Source organism: Pandoraea pneumonica, from assembly GCF_049918595.1.
Classification (GTDB): Bacteria; Pseudomonadota; Gammaproteobacteria; order Burkholderiales; family Burkholderiaceae; genus Pandoraea; species Pandoraea pneumonica_A.
On the sequence record NZ_JBNCRZ010000001.1, the window covers coordinates 739410 to 754053 of the forward strand.

Annotated in this window: 14 protein-coding genes; 5 read left to right on the top strand and 9 right to left on the bottom strand. The window is 61.9% G+C overall.

The genetic code is table 11. The features are described 5' to 3' along the window. Positions 1–166: 166 nt before the first annotated feature. A complete protein-coding gene (locus ACPWR9_RS03495) occupies positions 167–925 on the top strand; it encodes a hypothetical protein (protein ID WP_426296447.1) in 759 nt (252 codons plus the stop codon). Between the two features lie 217 nt (positions 926–1142). Here ACPWR9_RS03495 and ACPWR9_RS03500 read toward each other — a convergent pair whose 3' ends face one another. The 6 genes from ACPWR9_RS03500 to ACPWR9_RS03525 all read right to left on the bottom strand — a co-directional run bounded on the left by ACPWR9_RS03500 (position 1143) and on the right by ACPWR9_RS03525 (position 7598). After that, positions 1143–1724 carry a hypothetical protein gene (locus ACPWR9_RS03500; RefSeq protein ID WP_426296446.1) on the bottom strand — a complete coding sequence of 194 codons (582 nt, stop codon included), beginning with the start codon at positions 1722–1724 and terminating at the stop codon, positions 1143–1145. A gap of 235 nt (positions 1725–1959) precedes the next feature. After that, positions 1960–3789, bottom strand: a complete 1830-nt coding sequence (gene glmS / locus ACPWR9_RS03505; protein ID WP_426296445.1) for a glutamine--fructose-6-phosphate transaminase (isomerizing) — start codon at positions 3787–3789, stop codon at positions 1960–1962. 97 nt (positions 3790–3886) lie between these two features. Then, on the bottom strand, positions 3887–5248 hold the full coding sequence (glmU, locus tag ACPWR9_RS03510) for a bifunctional UDP-N-acetylglucosamine diphosphorylase/glucosamine-1-phosphate N-acetyltransferase GlmU (RefSeq protein ID WP_426296444.1): 1362 nt from the start codon (positions 5246–5248) through the stop codon (positions 3887–3889). Between the two features lie 111 nt (positions 5249–5359). Then, positions 5360–6334: a tRNA 2-thiocytidine(32) synthetase TtcA gene (gene ttcA, locus ACPWR9_RS03515; protein WP_426296443.1), complete on the bottom strand. Its 975-nt coding sequence runs from the start codon at positions 6332–6334 to the stop codon at positions 5360–5362. 1 nt (position 6335) lies between these two features. Continuing rightward, complete coding sequence (locus tag ACPWR9_RS03520) at positions 6336–6731, bottom strand: dihydroneopterin aldolase (protein WP_150679726.1); 396 nt, start codon at positions 6729–6731, stop codon at positions 6336–6338. Positions 6732–6752: 21 nt separating this feature from the next. Next, the gene (locus ACPWR9_RS03525; protein WP_426296442.1) at positions 6753–7598 is read right to left on the bottom strand and encodes an SDR family oxidoreductase; all 846 of its coding nucleotides are present in this window, start codon (positions 7596–7598) and stop codon (positions 6753–6755) included. Between the two features lie 227 nt (positions 7599–7825). Here ACPWR9_RS03525 and ACPWR9_RS03530 point away from each other — a divergent pair, with 227 nt between their 5' ends. The 4 genes from ACPWR9_RS03530 to ACPWR9_RS03545 all read left to right on the top strand — a co-directional run bounded on the left by ACPWR9_RS03530 (position 7826) and on the right by ACPWR9_RS03545 (position 11652). After that, positions 7826–9040 (top strand): class I SAM-dependent methyltransferase, encoded by a 1215-nt coding sequence (locus tag ACPWR9_RS03530; protein WP_426296441.1) that lies wholly within the window; start codon positions 7826–7828, stop codon positions 9038–9040. Positions 9041–9070: 30 nt separating this feature from the next. Next, a complete protein-coding gene (locus ACPWR9_RS03535) occupies positions 9071–9265 on the top strand; it encodes a DUF2905 domain-containing protein (RefSeq protein ID WP_426296440.1) in 195 nt (64 codons plus the stop codon). Positions 9266–9516: 251 nt separating this feature from the next. Further along, entirely contained in the window at positions 9517–10422 is a 906-nt protein-coding gene (locus ACPWR9_RS03540) for a glutamate/aspartate ABC transporter substrate-binding protein (RefSeq protein WP_426296635.1), read from the top strand. A gap of 129 nt (positions 10423–10551) precedes the next feature. Continuing rightward, complete coding sequence (locus ACPWR9_RS03545) at positions 10552–11652, top strand: YopJ family acetyltransferase (protein ID WP_426296634.1); 1101 nt, start codon at positions 10552–10554, stop codon at positions 11650–11652. A gap of 13 nt (positions 11653–11665) precedes the next feature. Here the strand turns inward: ACPWR9_RS03545 and ACPWR9_RS03550 are convergent, their stop codons facing one another. The 3 genes from ACPWR9_RS03550 to ACPWR9_RS03560 form a co-directional block, all read right to left on the bottom strand. Continuing rightward, entirely contained in the window at positions 11666–12919 is a 1254-nt protein-coding gene (locus ACPWR9_RS03550) for a multifunctional CCA addition/repair protein (protein WP_426296439.1), read from the bottom strand. Then, the gene (locus ACPWR9_RS03555; RefSeq protein WP_426296438.1) at positions 12916–13560 is read right to left on the bottom strand and encodes a glutathione S-transferase family protein; all 645 of its coding nucleotides are present in this window, start codon (positions 13558–13560) and stop codon (positions 12916–12918) included. The genes ACPWR9_RS03550 and ACPWR9_RS03555 overlap by 4 nt, the downstream gene beginning before the upstream one ends. 92 nt (positions 13561–13652) lie before the next feature. Then, positions 13653–14603, bottom strand: coding sequence for a complex I NDUFA9 subunit family protein (locus ACPWR9_RS03560; RefSeq protein ID WP_426296437.1), 951 nt, complete (start codon positions 14601–14603; stop codon positions 13653–13655). Positions 14604–14644 lie beyond the last annotated feature (41 nt).

Here is a 14644-nt window from a genome sequence, read left to right on the forward strand (position 1 = left end):
GCCACGTTGGCAACCCGCTTTTTTTGTTGTGCTTTCGCAGCAAGTACGGCCCCGAGGGCCCCGTCTACACTGCACTATGTGTGAACTAAGAAAGCCGCGAGACACTTCACTTGTTCAATAGTGACCGCCTCGCCATGTGCGGGGTGTCCTAACTACAGGTGCGAACATGAATTCAAATGTGCAGAAAACACTCGCCAAGGTGCCGGAAATCACCTTGATGTTCTGGGTGGTCAAGATTGCTGCGACCACGCTGGGCGAGACGGGCGGCGACGCGGTGTCGATGTCGATGAACCTTGGCTACCTTGTTGCCACTGGCATTTTTGCCGTGATCTTTGCCGTGCTCGTCTCGGCCCAGATCCGGGCGAAGACATTTCATCCGGCGTTGTACTGGGCCACGATTATCGCCACGACAACCGTCGGCACCACGCTCGCGGATTTCGCCGACCGATCGTTGGGGATTGGCTATGCCGGCGGATCGACACTCTTGCTGGCGCTGCTACTGGGATCGCTCTGGCTCTGGAACCGCACGATGGGATCGGTGTCGGTGAACACGGTCGACTCCCCGAAGGCGGAAGTGTTTTATTGGGTCACGATCATGTTTTCGCAGACGCTGGGCACAGCGCTAGGCGACTGGACGGCAGACACCGCAGGGCTCGGCTATACCGGCGCGGCTGTAGTATTCGGCGCGCTGCTGCTGATTCTTGTGGGGGCGTACTTCTGGACGAAGACGTCGCGCGTGTTTCTCTTCTGGGCGGCGTTCATTCTGACGCGACCGCTGGGCGCAGTCGTTGGGGACTTTCTGGATAAACCGATCAGCGCCGGGGGACTTGCGCTCAGCCGGTACTCGGCGTCATTCGCGCTGCTGGCGTTTATTCTGACCAGTCTGTTGCTGGTGAGGCAGCGGGCGGCGGCGAAAGCGCACTAGCAATGGGCCATCCTGCCGGCTTGACGTCGCGAAGGCCTTCATACTAGTATTCAGCCTGAAAACTACGTACAAGCGGGTGCGAAAAACGTAGCGCCGCCTAGGCAACTAGGTCCCACCTGGAGTGGGAGTTCCACAGAAATGTGGATAGAGAATCCCGCATGCGACGGCCACCGAGAGGTGGCCGTTGGTCTTTCTGGCTCCGCCGCTCTCGAGCCATTTACGCTCGAATCGGCTTCCCGTTATACACGTTGCGAAGCAACGTCGCGAGAGCGATTTTCTTCGCGTCTCTCTGTCGCTTCGTCAACCCGCTATTCAGGACGTAAGCTGATTGCACCCGCAACACAAGGCGCTTGCGTAACTTGTCCTTTTCTACTTCAAAAAACACCGCGTAGAGAACGGTTCTTCCCAGCTCAACGTGCTCAACCGTCATGAAGTTGGCGCGACGGTCATCTGCCAGCGTGATGCGGCGCGTGTGCAGGCTCATCACGATGTCACGAAGCAGCTGTCGCGAAAGGTTGTAGCGCCGCTCGCACAACACTCGCCGCTCTCGGTCGTCGACGTAAAACTCGTCGTGGGGGATTTGCAACGCGGGCCGTTCGTCCCAGCGAAGACTCTTAGTGAAGCAGTGGCAGGAAAAGATAACGAGCACGGACACTTCAAGACCTGCCGAGACTTCCGTCTTGAAGACGAACGGCTTCAGGTGACTTAAATCCCAAAGGACTCCACGAAAGACGACCGTTCCGAACGGTTGCGTCGACGCTTGCGCCGGGTCTTCGTCACGAGTCTCAACCAACAACATCGGCACATGCTCTTATTTGGAAAGCAGGGCATTCTACTGTCTCGGCATCCTAAGTACATGACCATTACTTCAATAACATGACTCATAAAAAAGACCAGGTCACGCTGCGCGTGCCTGGCCTTCCTTAATAGTACTTTCGGGGATTCACGCGCCCGTTCGCGAAGAACTCACTTTTAAGAAATGGAGCACATCCCATTTCGTGAGCACACGCCCTCGCGAGCCCCCCCGGGGCAACTTACTCGACCGTCACCGACTTCGCCAGATTGCGCGGCTTGTCGACGTCGGTGCCGCGTGCGCAGGCGGTGTGATACGCCAGCAGTTGCAGCGGCACGACGTGCAGAATCGGCGAGAGCTGACCGTAGTGCTCCGGCATGCGAATCACGTGCAGCCCTTCGGCATTCGAGATCTGCGTGTCCGAATCGGCAAACACGTAAAGCTGACCGCCTCGCGCGCGCACTTCCTGCATGTTCGACTTGAGCTTCTCGACCAGCGCGTCGTGCGGCGCCACCGTCACCACCGGCATCTGATCCGTCACCAGCGCCAGCGGGCCATGCTTCAACTCGCCAGCCGGATACGCTTCCGCGTGGATGTACGAGATTTCCTTGAGCTTGAGCGCACCTTCCAAAGCGATCGGATAGTGCAACCCGCGGCCCAGGAACAGCGCGTTCTCACGACGAGCGAAGTCTTCCGCCCACGCAATAATCTGCGGTTCCAGCGCGAGCACGCTATGCAGCGCCACCGGCAAGTGACGCAACTGCGTCAGATACTCAGCCTCTTGCGCTTCGCTCAGACGGCCGCGCAGCTTCGCAATCGTGAGCGTCAGCAGGAACAGCGCTGTCAGTTGCGTCGTGAATGCCTTCGTCGACGCCACACCGATTTCGGTGCCTGCGCGGGTCAGGTAGTGCAGCGCCGTCTGGCGCACCATCGCGCTCGTACCCACGTTGCAGATCGCGAGCGTGTTGGTCATGCCCAGCGACTGCGCGTGTTGCAGCGCCGCCATCGTGTCAGCGGTCTCGCCCGACTGCGAAATGGTAACCACCAGCGTCTTCGGGTTCGGCACGCTCTCGCGATAGCGATACTCGCTGGCGACTTCGACCTGCGTCGGAATCTTTGCCAGCGCTTCGAGCCAGTACTTCGCCGTCAACCCCGAGTAGTAGCTCGTGCCGCACGCCAGAATCAGAATCGAATCGACATTGCTCAGCATCGCCTCGGCCTTCTCGCCGAACAACGTCGGCGAGATGCCTTCCACGCCTTCCATCGTGTCGCCGATGGCGCGCGGCTGCTCGAAGATTTCCTTCTGCATGTAATGGCGGTACGGGCCCAGCTCCACCGCGCCCGAATAGGCCTGCACGGTGCGAACTTCACGCTCGACAGCCGCATCGTTGCGATCGACGATCTTCACACCTTCGAGCGTGAGTTCGGCCACATCGCCTTCTTCCAGATAGATGAACTGATCGGTCGTGCCTGCCAGCGCCAGCGCATCGGACGCGAGGAAGTTCTCGCCCTCGCCCACGCCCACCACCAGCGGCGACCCGGCGCGCGCGCCGATGACACGATGCGGCTCTTGCTTGCGGAACACCGCAATGGCGTAAGCACCGTGCAAGCGGCGCGTCGCCAGACGCACGGCCTGATACAGGTCACCCGCCGCACCGTTCGTCAGCAGATGGTGAATCAAGTGCGCGATGACTTCCGTGTCGGTTTGCGACACGAACTCGTAACCCAGGCCGCGCAACTCGTCGCGCAAGCTTTCGTGGTTCTCGATGATGCCGTTGTGCACCAGCGCCACGTCGTCGCGCGAGAAGATCGGATGTGCATTGTTCGTCACCGGGGCGCCATGCGTCGCCCAACGCGTGTGGGCAATGCCCGTCTCGCCCGACAGTTGCGTCTGCTGGACCTGCTCGTCGAGATCGGCCACACGCGACACACTGCGCGCGCGCTGCGGCACGCCACCCTGCAACACGGCCACGCCGCAGGAGTCATAACCGCGATACTCAAGACGGCGCAAACCCTCAACCAGCACCGGTACTACATTACGTCGCGCAACCGCGCCGACAATGCCGCACATATTCGCTTTCCCTTACGCCAGATGCACTGGCCTATTCGATTTTCGTGACCCACCGGCGCGCGCGCCTGCCCCGCGCGCCAGCACATAACTGCCGATTTTACTGCTTCTGCTTACGCGGGCGAACGTAACCGTCTTTCGCCACCTGCGTTTTTCCGTTCATCACCAGCGCGTTCTCCGGCGTGTCTTTCCACACCGTCGTGCCCGCCGCGATGGTTGTACCGCGACGCACGGTCACTGGCGCGACCAGTTGCGTGTCCGATCCGATGAAGACGTCGTCCTCGATCACCGTGCGGTGCTTGTTCGCGCCGTCGTAGTTACAGGTGATCGTGCCCGCACCGATATTCACGCGTGCGCCCACGGTCGAATCGCCCACATACGCCAGGTGATTCGCCTTGGAACCCTTCGCGAGCGTGGCATTCTTCACTTCCACGAAATTGCCGATATGGACTTCATCGGCCAAATCCGCCCCCGGACGCAGTCGAGCGTAGGGGCCGATGTGGGCATCGGCGCCGACCACAGCACCGTCGAGATGGCTGAATGCCTCAATACGCGTGCCCGCGCCAATCGTGGTGTTGCGGATCACGCAGTTCGCGCCAATCGTCGCACCGTCGCCAATCACAACCTTGCCTTCGAAAACACAGTTCACGTCGATCGACACGTCGGTGCCGCAGGCGATCTCGCCGCGCAAGTCGAAACGATTCGGATCGATGAGCGTAACGCCCGCCGTCAGCAGCGCCGCTGCGGCGTTGCGTTGATAGTCGCGCTCCAGTTCAGCGAGCTGCGCCTTGTCGTTCACGCCGTTGGGCTCCCAGGCGAATGCGGGCTGCGTGGTCACCACCGGCACGTTGTCGGCCACGGCGCATGCGATCACGTCGGTCAGGTAGTACTCGCCTTGGGCATTCTGGTTCTTCAGGCCGCCCAGCCAGCCCTTGAGGTGACGCGTCGGGGCCACGAGGATGCCGGTATTGATTTCACGGATGGCACGCTCGGCATCGTTGGCATCTTTCTGTTCGACGATTCGCAGAACGTTGCCCGCCGCATCGCGCACGATTCGGCCATATCCGGTGGGATTCTCAAGATCGACCGTCAACACGCCGAGTTTTTCGCTGCCTGCGGCATCGAGCAGGCCCTGCAACGTCTCGGCGCGCGTGAGCGGCACATCGCCATACAGCACCAACGTCGGCACCGACTCATCGAGCAACGCTACCGCTTGCTGCACCGCGTGACCAGTGCCCAGTTGCTGGGCTTGCTCTGCGAAGAAAACGTCATCGGCGGCCACCGCTTCACGCACGGCTTCGCCGCCATGACCGACCACCACAATGAGCTTGCCCGGCGAGAGCTTGCGCGCCGTTTCGATCACATGCGAAAGCAGTGGGCGGCCAGCCAGCGGTTGCAGAACTTTGGGCAGCTTGGAGCGCATGCGCTTACCCATGCCGGCCGCGAGAATCACAATATTCATGGCGAGGTGACGAGTCGAAAAGTAGAAATTCTTCTGTGGAATTCTTGTCGTGCGCATCGCGTCTTTCGATGCGCACGATGGGGGTTAGGCCATTCGTCGAGCTGAGATGTCTTAGTCGTCGAAGCTGGCGATGCGAATAATGCCGGCGTCGTTCTCGTCGCCGCACGGCACTTCGTCGAATGCCGTATCGCCCAGCGGGTCGGGCTGACCGGTGGCACGCAGATTCTTGAAGTCGTGAATGCCCGCGTCCATCAAATGCGACGGGATCACGTTCGACAGCGAACTGAAAATCGACTTGATGCGGCCCGGGTGTTGCTTCTCCCACTGGCGAATCAGCGCCTTCATCTCCGCACGCTTCAGGTTCGGCTGGCTGCCGCACAACGTGCACGGAATGATCGGGAATTGCTTGTACTCGGCGTAGCGCTCGAGATCCGGCTCGCGCACATACGCGAGCGGACGGATCACCACATTCTTGCCGTCATCCGACTGCAACTTAGGCGGCATGCCCTTGAGCTTGCCGCCGTAGAACATGTTCAGGAAGAGCGTCTCGATGATGTCGTCGCGGTGATGGCCCAATGCAATCTTCGTCGCGCCGAGCTCACCCGCCACACGATACAAAATGCCGCGGCGCAGGCGCGAGCACAGCGAGCAGGTGGTCTTCCCCTCGGGCACCACGCGCTTGACGATGGAATACGTGTCCTGATTCTCGATATGAAAATCCACGCCAATGGCGCGGAAATAATCGGGCAGCACATGCTCCGGAAAACCCGGCTGCTTCTGATCGAGGTTCACCGCGACGATCGAAAAGTCGATCGGCGCGCGCTCGCGCAGCTTGAGCAGGATATCGAGCATGGCGTAGCTGTCTTTACCGCCCGACATGCACACCATCACGCGATCGCCCTGCTCGATCATGTTGTAGTCGCCGATGGCCTGCCCCGTCAGCCGGAACAGACGCTTCTCCAGCTTGTTGTTCTCGAAGGCGAGCTTCTGCGCCTTCTTGACGCTGTCGGTGGCGACGTTAGGGCTCGATGCGGTCGCAGCGCTCGAGGCCGCTGCGGCGTCGGTCTCGGAAATCACGGCACTCATTTCAGGCACCCTTCATCTTGAACACCTCGATGCCCACCGAGTGGCAATCGGGGTAGACATCGGGCTTCTCGGTCGACACGCCCACGGCGCGCACGCGCGGGTGGGCCAGCAGGGCTGCGGCGACATCGTCGCACAGCGTTTCCTGCAAGTGAATGTGGCCTTGTCCCACGCGCTTGGCGATGGTCTCGCGCATGAAGTCGTAGTCGACCACTTCATCGAGCTTGTCGGCCACGGGCGTGCTCTCGGCGAGCGGCACGAACAGTTGCACGTTGATCAGCACGCGCTGCTCGCCACGCTTCTCGTGATCGTGCACGCCGATGTTGATGAACACTTCATAGTCGCGCAGGAACATGCGACGGCAGTCCATCAGGCGAGGGTGGGAAAGAGCGCTATGCATTTTGAAAACTCTTAAAGACAATCAACGAGACCGGTCGGCGTCGGCCGGCTCGGTCAGAAATTTTACGTCCCGCGACGATGCCGCCAGATGCTGTCCGCCATCGACATACAGCACCGTGCCGGTCACCGCCGGCGCATCGGCCAGATAGGCCACGGCCTGCGCAATGTCCTCCGGCGTCGACGAGGCGCCTAACGGCGTCGCGGCGTGCGCGGCGGCAAAGCCAGCCGGGGTCTGATCGACCGACAGCAGGGTTACCCCCGGCGCCACACCGACTACACGAAGTCGCGGCGCGAAGGCTTGCGCCAGCAGTGTCGTGGCAACATCGAGCGCCGCCTTCGACAGCGTGTAGGAGAGGTAATCGGGATTCGGGTTCGCCAGCTTCTGATCGAGCAGATTGACGACAACCCCGCGCCCCGACTCGCCCAACGCCGTGTACATCTCGCGGGCAAGCACCAACGGTGCGCCCGCATTCACGCGCATATGGCGCTCGAGCGCCTGATAGCCGAAATCTGCGGCGCTATCGTACTCGAAGCGCGAGGCGTTATTCACCAGACAGCCCGGCACGCCCAGCGCCTCGGTGCAGCGGGCAATCAAGCCCACTGTCGCGGCCTCGTCGGCCAGCGATGCCTGCAAGGCCACCGCACGACGACCCAAGGCTTCGATCGCGGCGACCGTCTCGAGCGCCTCGTCGTGCGAACGCTCGTAATGCACCGCGACGTCCCAGCCCATGCCAGCCAGCCGCAACGCGATGGCGCGGCCAATACGGCGCGCGCCGCCCGTGACAAGCGCCACGCGCGGCACGGCAGGCGTGCGGGCATTGGCGTCGCCGGGAGCGGGCGAGAAGCGTGGCGTGGGTGCAACGGTCATGCGTCGGTTTCCTGTCAGGGGGCAGGTGAAATCTGGGTGATGCAGGCACTTTCGACGGCGGCGGCCCAAGGGCCCTCGGGGCATCGAATGACGAAGTGGCTTGTGCAGCCAAGCCCGGTCACCTCGAAAACACGCGCAAATGGGCTGAAGACGGCCTATTGGCGGGGCCTCGCGCCAGATGACAAGGCGCGGCAGATAGTCTGCGCGGACTCCGTTACAATGCCGGCATGAATCAGGCCGCACCGAAACCCCATAGTTTACCCGTTCCAGAGGCCGACGCGCTCGAACACTCGCGCCGCCTCACGGCCCATCTTGCCGACGCCATCGACGCGGCCGGCGGCTGGCTGCCGTTCGATCGCTTCATGGAACTCGCACTCTACGCACCCGGCCTGGGCTATTACGCCGCCGGAGCCGCCAAATTCGGGCGCCTCGCGGCCGATGGCAGCGACTTCGTCACCGCGCCGGAGCTCACGCCGTTCTTCGCCCGCACGCTCGCGCGCCAGATCGCCGAAGTCTTCGAACAGACCGGCGACACGCAGGTGCTGGAGTTCGGTGCGGGCTCGGGACGCCTTGCCGCCGACCTCCTGCTCGCGCTGGAAGCGGACGGCACGCCCTGTGAGCGCTACTCGATCATGGAGCTCTCGGGCGAACTGCGAGCCCGTCAGCGCGACACTATCGCCCGCATCGCACCGCATCTGCTGGATAAAGTCACGTGGCTCGACCAACTGCCGGACGCCTTCCAAGGCGTGATGCTCGGCAACGAAGTGCTCGACGCCATGCCCGTGCGACTCTGGGCACGCCGTCCGGACGCCCACGGTCAGCCGGTCTGGTTCGAGCGCGGTGTGGTCGTGGGCGACGACGGCTTCGCGTGGGAAGAACGGTTGCACACCGGCCTGTTGCCTGAAGCGCTCGCCGCCCTCGACGGCTTGCCGCCTACACAGGAATACCTGACCGAAACGCATGAAGCCGGAATGGCCTTCGTGCGCAGCGTAGCCCCGTTGCTCGCGCGCGGCGTGCTCCTGCTCATCGATTACGGTTTCCCAGCGCGCGAGTACTACCACCCGCAGCGCGGACAAGGCACGCTGATGTGCCACTACCGCCATCACGCGCACGACGATCCGTTCTATTACCCGGGCCTGCAAGACATCACCGCGCACGTGGAATTCTCCGGCATCGCCGACGCGGGCGTGGAAGCGGGCCTCGACCTGCTGGGCTTCACGTCGCAGGCGCGATTCCTGCTCAATGCGGGCATCGTCGATCTGATGAGTGCGCTCGACCCGACCGACCCGGCCACGTTCCTGCCAGCGGCCAATGCCGCGCAGAAGCTGCTCTCAGAAGCGGAAATGGGCGAGCTCTTCAAGGTGATCGCCTTCGGACGCGGCATGGACGAATGGGCCGGACTCATCGGCTTTGCCACTGGCGACCGCAGTCACGCGCTCTGATCGTCCCTCTCTTCTACTAAGGCCACGCCGATGTTCCGCTGGATGTTTACGATCTTCATCGCGGTCTGCATCCTCTCGGCGGCCTCTCCCTGGCTGTCCAAACTCGGCATTGGCCGCCTGCCCGGCGATTTGCGCGTGCGCTGGCGCGGCCGGGAAATGCTCTTCCCGTTCGGCTCGACGGTCCTCCTGTCGCTCGTCTTCAATCTGCTGATTCGCCTGCTCTGAGCGCTGCCCACCTGCAACAGCTGTTGCAGTCACAGTCGAGCGGCAAACTTCCCTCCTAGTCATACCGTCACGTCACGCCCTGCGCCGCCGCACAGGACGCGCTGGCCAACGCGCGTGCACTGCGCCCGCTTAACCCCATCATCGCTAGGGTTAACAAGTATTTGATCATTTGTTGCAAAAAAATTAGTATGAAACAAACGATTCAGTCGTGAATCACGGTGAGACCTTTTCAGGAGCAGGGCATGATCAAGATGCAGACCAAGGCGCGATGGACCGGGGTAGTGCTGGGCGTGGCGATGAGCATCGCTACGGGCGCAGCGCAAGCACAGAGCGCATCGGAAACGCTGCAAAAGATCGAGAGCAGCGGTGTCATTTCGATCGGCCATCGTGAGTCGTCGATCCCGTTCTCGTACTACGACAACAATCACAACGTCATCGGCTACTCGCAAGACCTCTGCAACAAGGTCGTCGACGCGGTGAAGACCAAGCTCAAGAAGCCGGATCTGCAAGTGCGCTTCATCCCCGTGACGTCGCAGAATCGCATCGCACTGGTGCAAAACGGCACGGTCGACATCGAGTGCGGTGTGACTACGAACCTGAAAGCCCGTCAGGCACAGGTCAACTTCTCGGATACCTTCTTCGTGGCCGGCACGCGTTTGCTGGTGAACAAGAATTCGGGCGTCAAAGACTTCCCGGATCTCGCGGGTAAGGCCGTCGTGACCAATGCGGGTACCACGTCGGAGCGCATCCTCAACAAGATGAACAACGACAAGAAGATGAACATGAGCGTGATCGCCGGCAAGGATTACGGCGAGTCGTTCATCATGCTGCAAGGCGGGCGCGTGCAAGGTTTCATGATGGACGACGTGCTGCTCGCCGGTGCGCGCACCATGGGCCGCAACCCCGACGACTGGGTCGTGACCGGCACGCCGCAATCGTTCGAAGCGTACGGCTTCATGATGAAACACGGCGACACGGAGTTTAAAAAGCTCGTGGACGACACGCTCGCCGGTGTGATGAAGAGCGGCGAAATCAACACGATGTACAAGAAGTGGTTCGAGTCGCCGGTGCCGCCGAAGAACATCAACTTCAACTTCCCGATGAGCGAGCAGCTCAAGCAGCTCTACGCGAATCCGAACGATCACGCGTTTGAGTAAGTCGGTACCAAGATTGCGCGGAGGTTTCGTTTCGGATTCGATGGAATACCGAAACCCTCGCGTAAAGCAGTGAAGCGAGCGAGACGGGGAAGCCGCCATCATGGCGGCTTTTTCTATTCTCCAGAGCCTATGCACCCGATATCTCACTGGTCGCTCACCAGGAGCGTCTCTTTGCCAGCCCCCGTCCCGGGCGCGGCACAGGATGACGGCCCCCGCCGAGTCAGCCCACCCAATCATTTTCCATTCGCCGAGATTCGCTCGGCAATCGATGCCAGTGGCCCCGAAGCATTGCGTTATTCGTTCCCACGAACGCTACACGCCTACTACAACTTCGCCGTGAGTTTTCTCTCGGCGGATAAGCAATGCCCGAGCATGGCCTGTGTCGACGGGAAATTCCTGCCTCAACTCATCGCCTCCGAGTGCGCCCGCCGCCCAGGCATGCGCGCGTCGTACTTCGAATATCCAGAGGCGTTGGTGGAACACATATTGCAGCGCTATCGACTGCCGGAAGCCGAGGGCCGGGAGCAGGGCGTGGTCAATATGGGAGCTGACGGTATTCACTTCGCCGCCTTTGATTTGGCCTTTTTCGACGCTCAGCCATCGGTGATTCTGCTCGAGTCCGGATCAATGAACGGTGAGGGTGCGTCAAAGCTCGCGATACGCCTGTGCCAAGCGCTGGCGCACCACAAGCCCGCTGGATTCGATTGGCCCAACCGCAACCTGCTCATCTTCGAGACCCGCACTCAACAAAGCGCAATCGACTGCGGCATATTTAGTCTGGTGGCCTGCACGACCATGTTCAAACAGGCGAGCACGTTCGAATCGCTCCACCGGCGACTCCGCGCCGGCGAATTCGACGACGCCGTCGAGTTTCATCACCTCTCGTTCAAACAAAGCGACGCCTTGCTGCCGCCCTCGATCATGCGGCACACCCAGTCACGAGGCCGTCTTGCCGATTACGTACGACGCCACTCGTGCACCACGGCGGAAGAAGCCGCAGAAATGCGACACATCGTCGATCGCCAGCGAGACCATGTGTGCCATCGCGAGAGACGAAGCTACAGCGTCTCCATCGAGATGGAGCGCATCAAGATCTCGGGCCGTGCGTTACCGCCACTGCCCGAGTCGGCCGATTTGCTGGAGGAAACGTTTCTTCGGGAGATCGACGACCGGCCCGATACCGCGGCGGCAAGCCCCCACCCGGCGTCACTCGAAAAGCCGTCAAGATAAAGAACGTGCCGTCTCAGGCGTCGTCCTTGGCGGCGAGACCTGCGGCCTCGACTGCATCGATCCGTGCGGCTTGCACCGCTTCACGAATCTTCGCCGGATTGTCGGCATACTGGCGCGCAACGGCGCCGGCATCGACGGACCGGGCGGCTTCGAGCGCCGCCATCAGACGGTCTCGTTGCGCGTAAGGCACCTTCGGAAAATCCCCGCCTCTACCACGCGCATCCGCTTCACACGCTTGCAGAATCTCGACAAATCGCTCGGGCTTGCGCAACGCGTCGCAACGCTCAAGCAAGCGCACCAGCGCCGATGCGCCGAACTTCCCACTTGCATGAATGTTGCCGTGCTCGCGCGCGACTACCTGCGCCAATTCACGACATTCGACCGGCACGCGCAAACGTGCGCACAACGGGCCAAGCAGATCGACGCTACGCCCTTCGTGGCCGATATGACGCGGCAGCACGTCGTCAGGCGTGGTGCCTTTGCCGAGATCGTGCGTGAGCGCCGCAAAACGCACCGGCAGCGAATACCCCTGCGCCGCGGCAAAGTCCAACACCATCATCACGTGCACGCCCGTGTCGACTTCCGGGTGATAGTCGGCACGTTGCGGCACACCCCATAGGCGAGCCAACTCGGGCAGGATCCGCTCCAGGGCCCCCGCATCGCGCAACACGTCGAACATGCGCGACGGTCGGTTTTCCATCAATCCGCGTGAAAGTTCTTGCCAGACGCGCTCGGCAACCAACGCGTCGACTTCGCCATTTGCGGTCATCTCGCGCATCAGGTCGAGCGTCTCGTCAGCGACCGAGAAGTCGGTGAAGCGCGCCGCAAAGCGTCCGCAACGAAGAATACGTACCGGGTCTTCGGCGAATGCCGGGCCAACGTGACGAAACAGACGTGCCTTCAGGTCACGCGCACCGCCGTAGGGGTCGACCAGCGTGTCGGACAGGCTGTCGTCGGACAGCACCTCGCGCGCCATCGCATTGATCGTGAAATCACGCCGAATCAGATCTTCTTCCAGCGTAACTTCGGGGGCGAAATAGAACGAAAACCCGTGATAACCGCGCGCCGTCTTACGCTCGGTGCGCGCAAGCGCGTACTCGGCACGCGTTTTCGGATGCAGGAAAACCGGAAAGTCGCGGCCAACCGGCTTATAGCCCAGTTGCACCATTTCCTCGGGCGTCGCGCCCACCACAACGTAGTCGCGATCTTTGACCGGCAGACCCAACATGGCGTCGCGAATGGCGCCGCCGACGGCGTAAATCTTCATGGACGCGATTCGTAGTAAGCCACACGTTGCGCCTCGCCCTTGCCCGCCGCCACCCACGCCTGCACCGCAGGCACTTCGCGGATGCGGTCGGCGTAAGCCTGTGCGTGCGCCGAGAGGGCCGGTTCGAACGTGGCGAAACGCATCACTACCGGGGCATAGAACGCGTCGGCAATCGTGAAATCGCCGAACAAGAACGGGCCGTCGTGACGCGCGAGACAGTCTTCCCAAATGGCCTCGATGCGGCGCACATCGGCGAGCGTCTCAGGCGTTGCCGCAGCGCCCGGCCAATGCGCGCCCACGTTCATGAACATGCTGTTGCGCAGTGCGCCGAACCCGCTGTGCATCTCGGCGCAAACGCTGCGAGCGTGTGCACGAGCTTCGCGCGACGACGGCCACAGCGGCAGGTGCGGATAGCTCTCGGCGAGGTACTCGCAAATCGAGAGGGAGTCCCACACGGTGATGCCGTTATCGATCAGACACGGCACTTTGCCGGTGGGGGAGTAGCGAAGAATCTGCTCACGTGAGTCGGGCTGGGCGAGCCACACGTTGCACTCTTCAAACGCAATGCCGAAATGCTTGAGCAGAACCCACGGGCGCATCGACCACGAGGAATAGCGCTTGTTGGCGACGATCAGTTGCATGAGGACTTTCCTTGCGCGCACACGATACGCACGCGATAACGATCAGTTTGCGAAAACGATTGAGGGGGTAGCGCAGCGCCCGCGCGCCGCCTTCAGCGGCCGGCGTAGCGCCGGTAATCCGACAACCGCCGCTCCCAGTTGTCGCCATCGAGATAATCGACGGCGATCTCGAGACCATTGGGCGTGAGGTTCAGCTCGGGAGCCAACGGTCCTGTCATCACGTTATCGACGCGCATCGAATCGAGATTGTCGCGTGTGATGACCGGGTCGCCGGGCAGCTTCTCGAAGACGGCCGCCTGCAAGCGCGCCGCGCCCTCGGTCAGCGGCAGAATCGGACGCTCGCAGCCACACACCGCGCCAGCAAAGCGCACGAGTTCTTCGAGCGTGTACACCTGCGGACCGCCCAACTCATATGTCTTGCCGAGCGTCGCATCGTTGTCGAGCGCCCCAGCAAACGCCTGCGCCACATCGATGACATAGATCGGCTGAAAGCGCGCTTTCGCACTCGCGAGCGGCACCACCGGTAAGCGGCGTTGCAAACGGGCAAAGGTATTGAGGAAGTTGTCGCCGGGACCGAAGACAACCGAGGGGCGGAAGATCGTGACGGGAATCCCTGTCTCGCGGATTGCCTTCTCGCCATCGCCCTTCGAGCGCTGATACATGCTCGGGCCGTTGGAATCGGCACCCAGTGCGCTCATATGCAGCAAGCGACTGATGCCGCGATCGCTGCATGCCTGCGCAATCTTGCGCGGCAGCTCCACGTGCGCACGGGCGAAGGCTCGTCCGTAGGGCGTGCCGCGGTCGCTGTGCAACACACCGACCAGATTAATCACCGCGTCGCTGCCCGCGATCACGCGCTCCAGCGCGCGGGGGTCGTGCACATCGCACTCGACGAGTTCCACGCCCGGCAGCACACCGAGGGCCTTGGCGGCTTCGACGCGCCGTGTCGGCAGCCGCACTGCGTGCCCCGACGACACTAACCGGGCGACCAGATGGCCACCGATGAAACCGGTGCCACCGACGACACAAACGTTATAGCGCATGCGTCACCTCCGAGTCATGACCTTGGGCGCGCGGCCCGCGC

What these genes read in the sequence shown, in the direction of transcription:
- ACPWR9_RS03535 (WP_426296440.1), top strand. Translation starts at nt 9,071, where the DNA reads ATGTTCCGCTGGATGTTTACGATCTTCATCGCGGTCTGCATCCTCTCG.
- ACPWR9_RS03530 (WP_426296441.1), top strand. Translation starts at nt 7,826, where the DNA reads ATGAATCAGGCCGCACCGAAACCCCATAGTTTACCCGTTCCAGAGGCC.
- ACPWR9_RS03560 (WP_426296437.1), bottom strand. Translation starts at nt 14,603, where the DNA reads ATGCGCTATAACGTTTGTGTCGTCGGTGGCACCGGTTTCATCGGTGGC.
- ACPWR9_RS03545 (WP_426296634.1), top strand. Translation starts at nt 10,552, where the DNA reads ATGCACCCGATATCTCACTGGTCGCTCACCAGGAGCGTCTCTTTGCCA.
- ACPWR9_RS03550 (WP_426296439.1), bottom strand. Translation starts at nt 12,919, where the DNA reads ATGAAGATTTACGCCGTCGGCGGCGCCATTCGCGACGCCATGTTGGGT.
- glmU (WP_426296444.1), bottom strand. Translation starts at nt 5,248, where the DNA reads ATGAATATTGTGATTCTCGCGGCCGGCATGGGTAAGCGCATGCGCTCC.
- ACPWR9_RS03555 (WP_426296438.1), bottom strand. Translation starts at nt 13,560, where the DNA reads ATGCAACTGATCGTCGCCAACAAGCGCTATTCCTCGTGGTCGATGCGC.
- ACPWR9_RS03540 (WP_426296635.1), top strand. Translation starts at nt 9,517, where the DNA reads ATGCAGACCAAGGCGCGATGGACCGGGGTAGTGCTGGGCGTGGCGATG.
- ACPWR9_RS03520 (WP_150679726.1), bottom strand. Translation starts at nt 6,731, where the DNA reads ATGCATAGCGCTCTTTCCCACCCTCGCCTGATGGACTGCCGTCGCATG.
- ACPWR9_RS03525 (WP_426296442.1), bottom strand. Translation starts at nt 7,598, where the DNA reads ATGACCGTTGCACCCACGCCACGCTTCTCGCCCGCTCCCGGCGACGCC.
- ACPWR9_RS03495 (WP_426296447.1), top strand. Translation starts at nt 167, where the DNA reads ATGAATTCAAATGTGCAGAAAACACTCGCCAAGGTGCCGGAAATCACC.
- ttcA (WP_426296443.1), bottom strand. Translation starts at nt 6,334, where the DNA reads ATGAGTGCCGTGATTTCCGAGACCGACGCCGCAGCGGCCTCGAGCGCT.
- glmS (WP_426296445.1), bottom strand. Translation starts at nt 3,789, where the DNA reads ATGTGCGGCATTGTCGGCGCGGTTGCGCGACGTAATGTAGTACCGGTG.
- ACPWR9_RS03500 (WP_426296446.1), bottom strand. Translation starts at nt 1,724, where the DNA reads ATGTTGTTGGTTGAGACTCGTGACGAAGACCCGGCGCAAGCGTCGACG.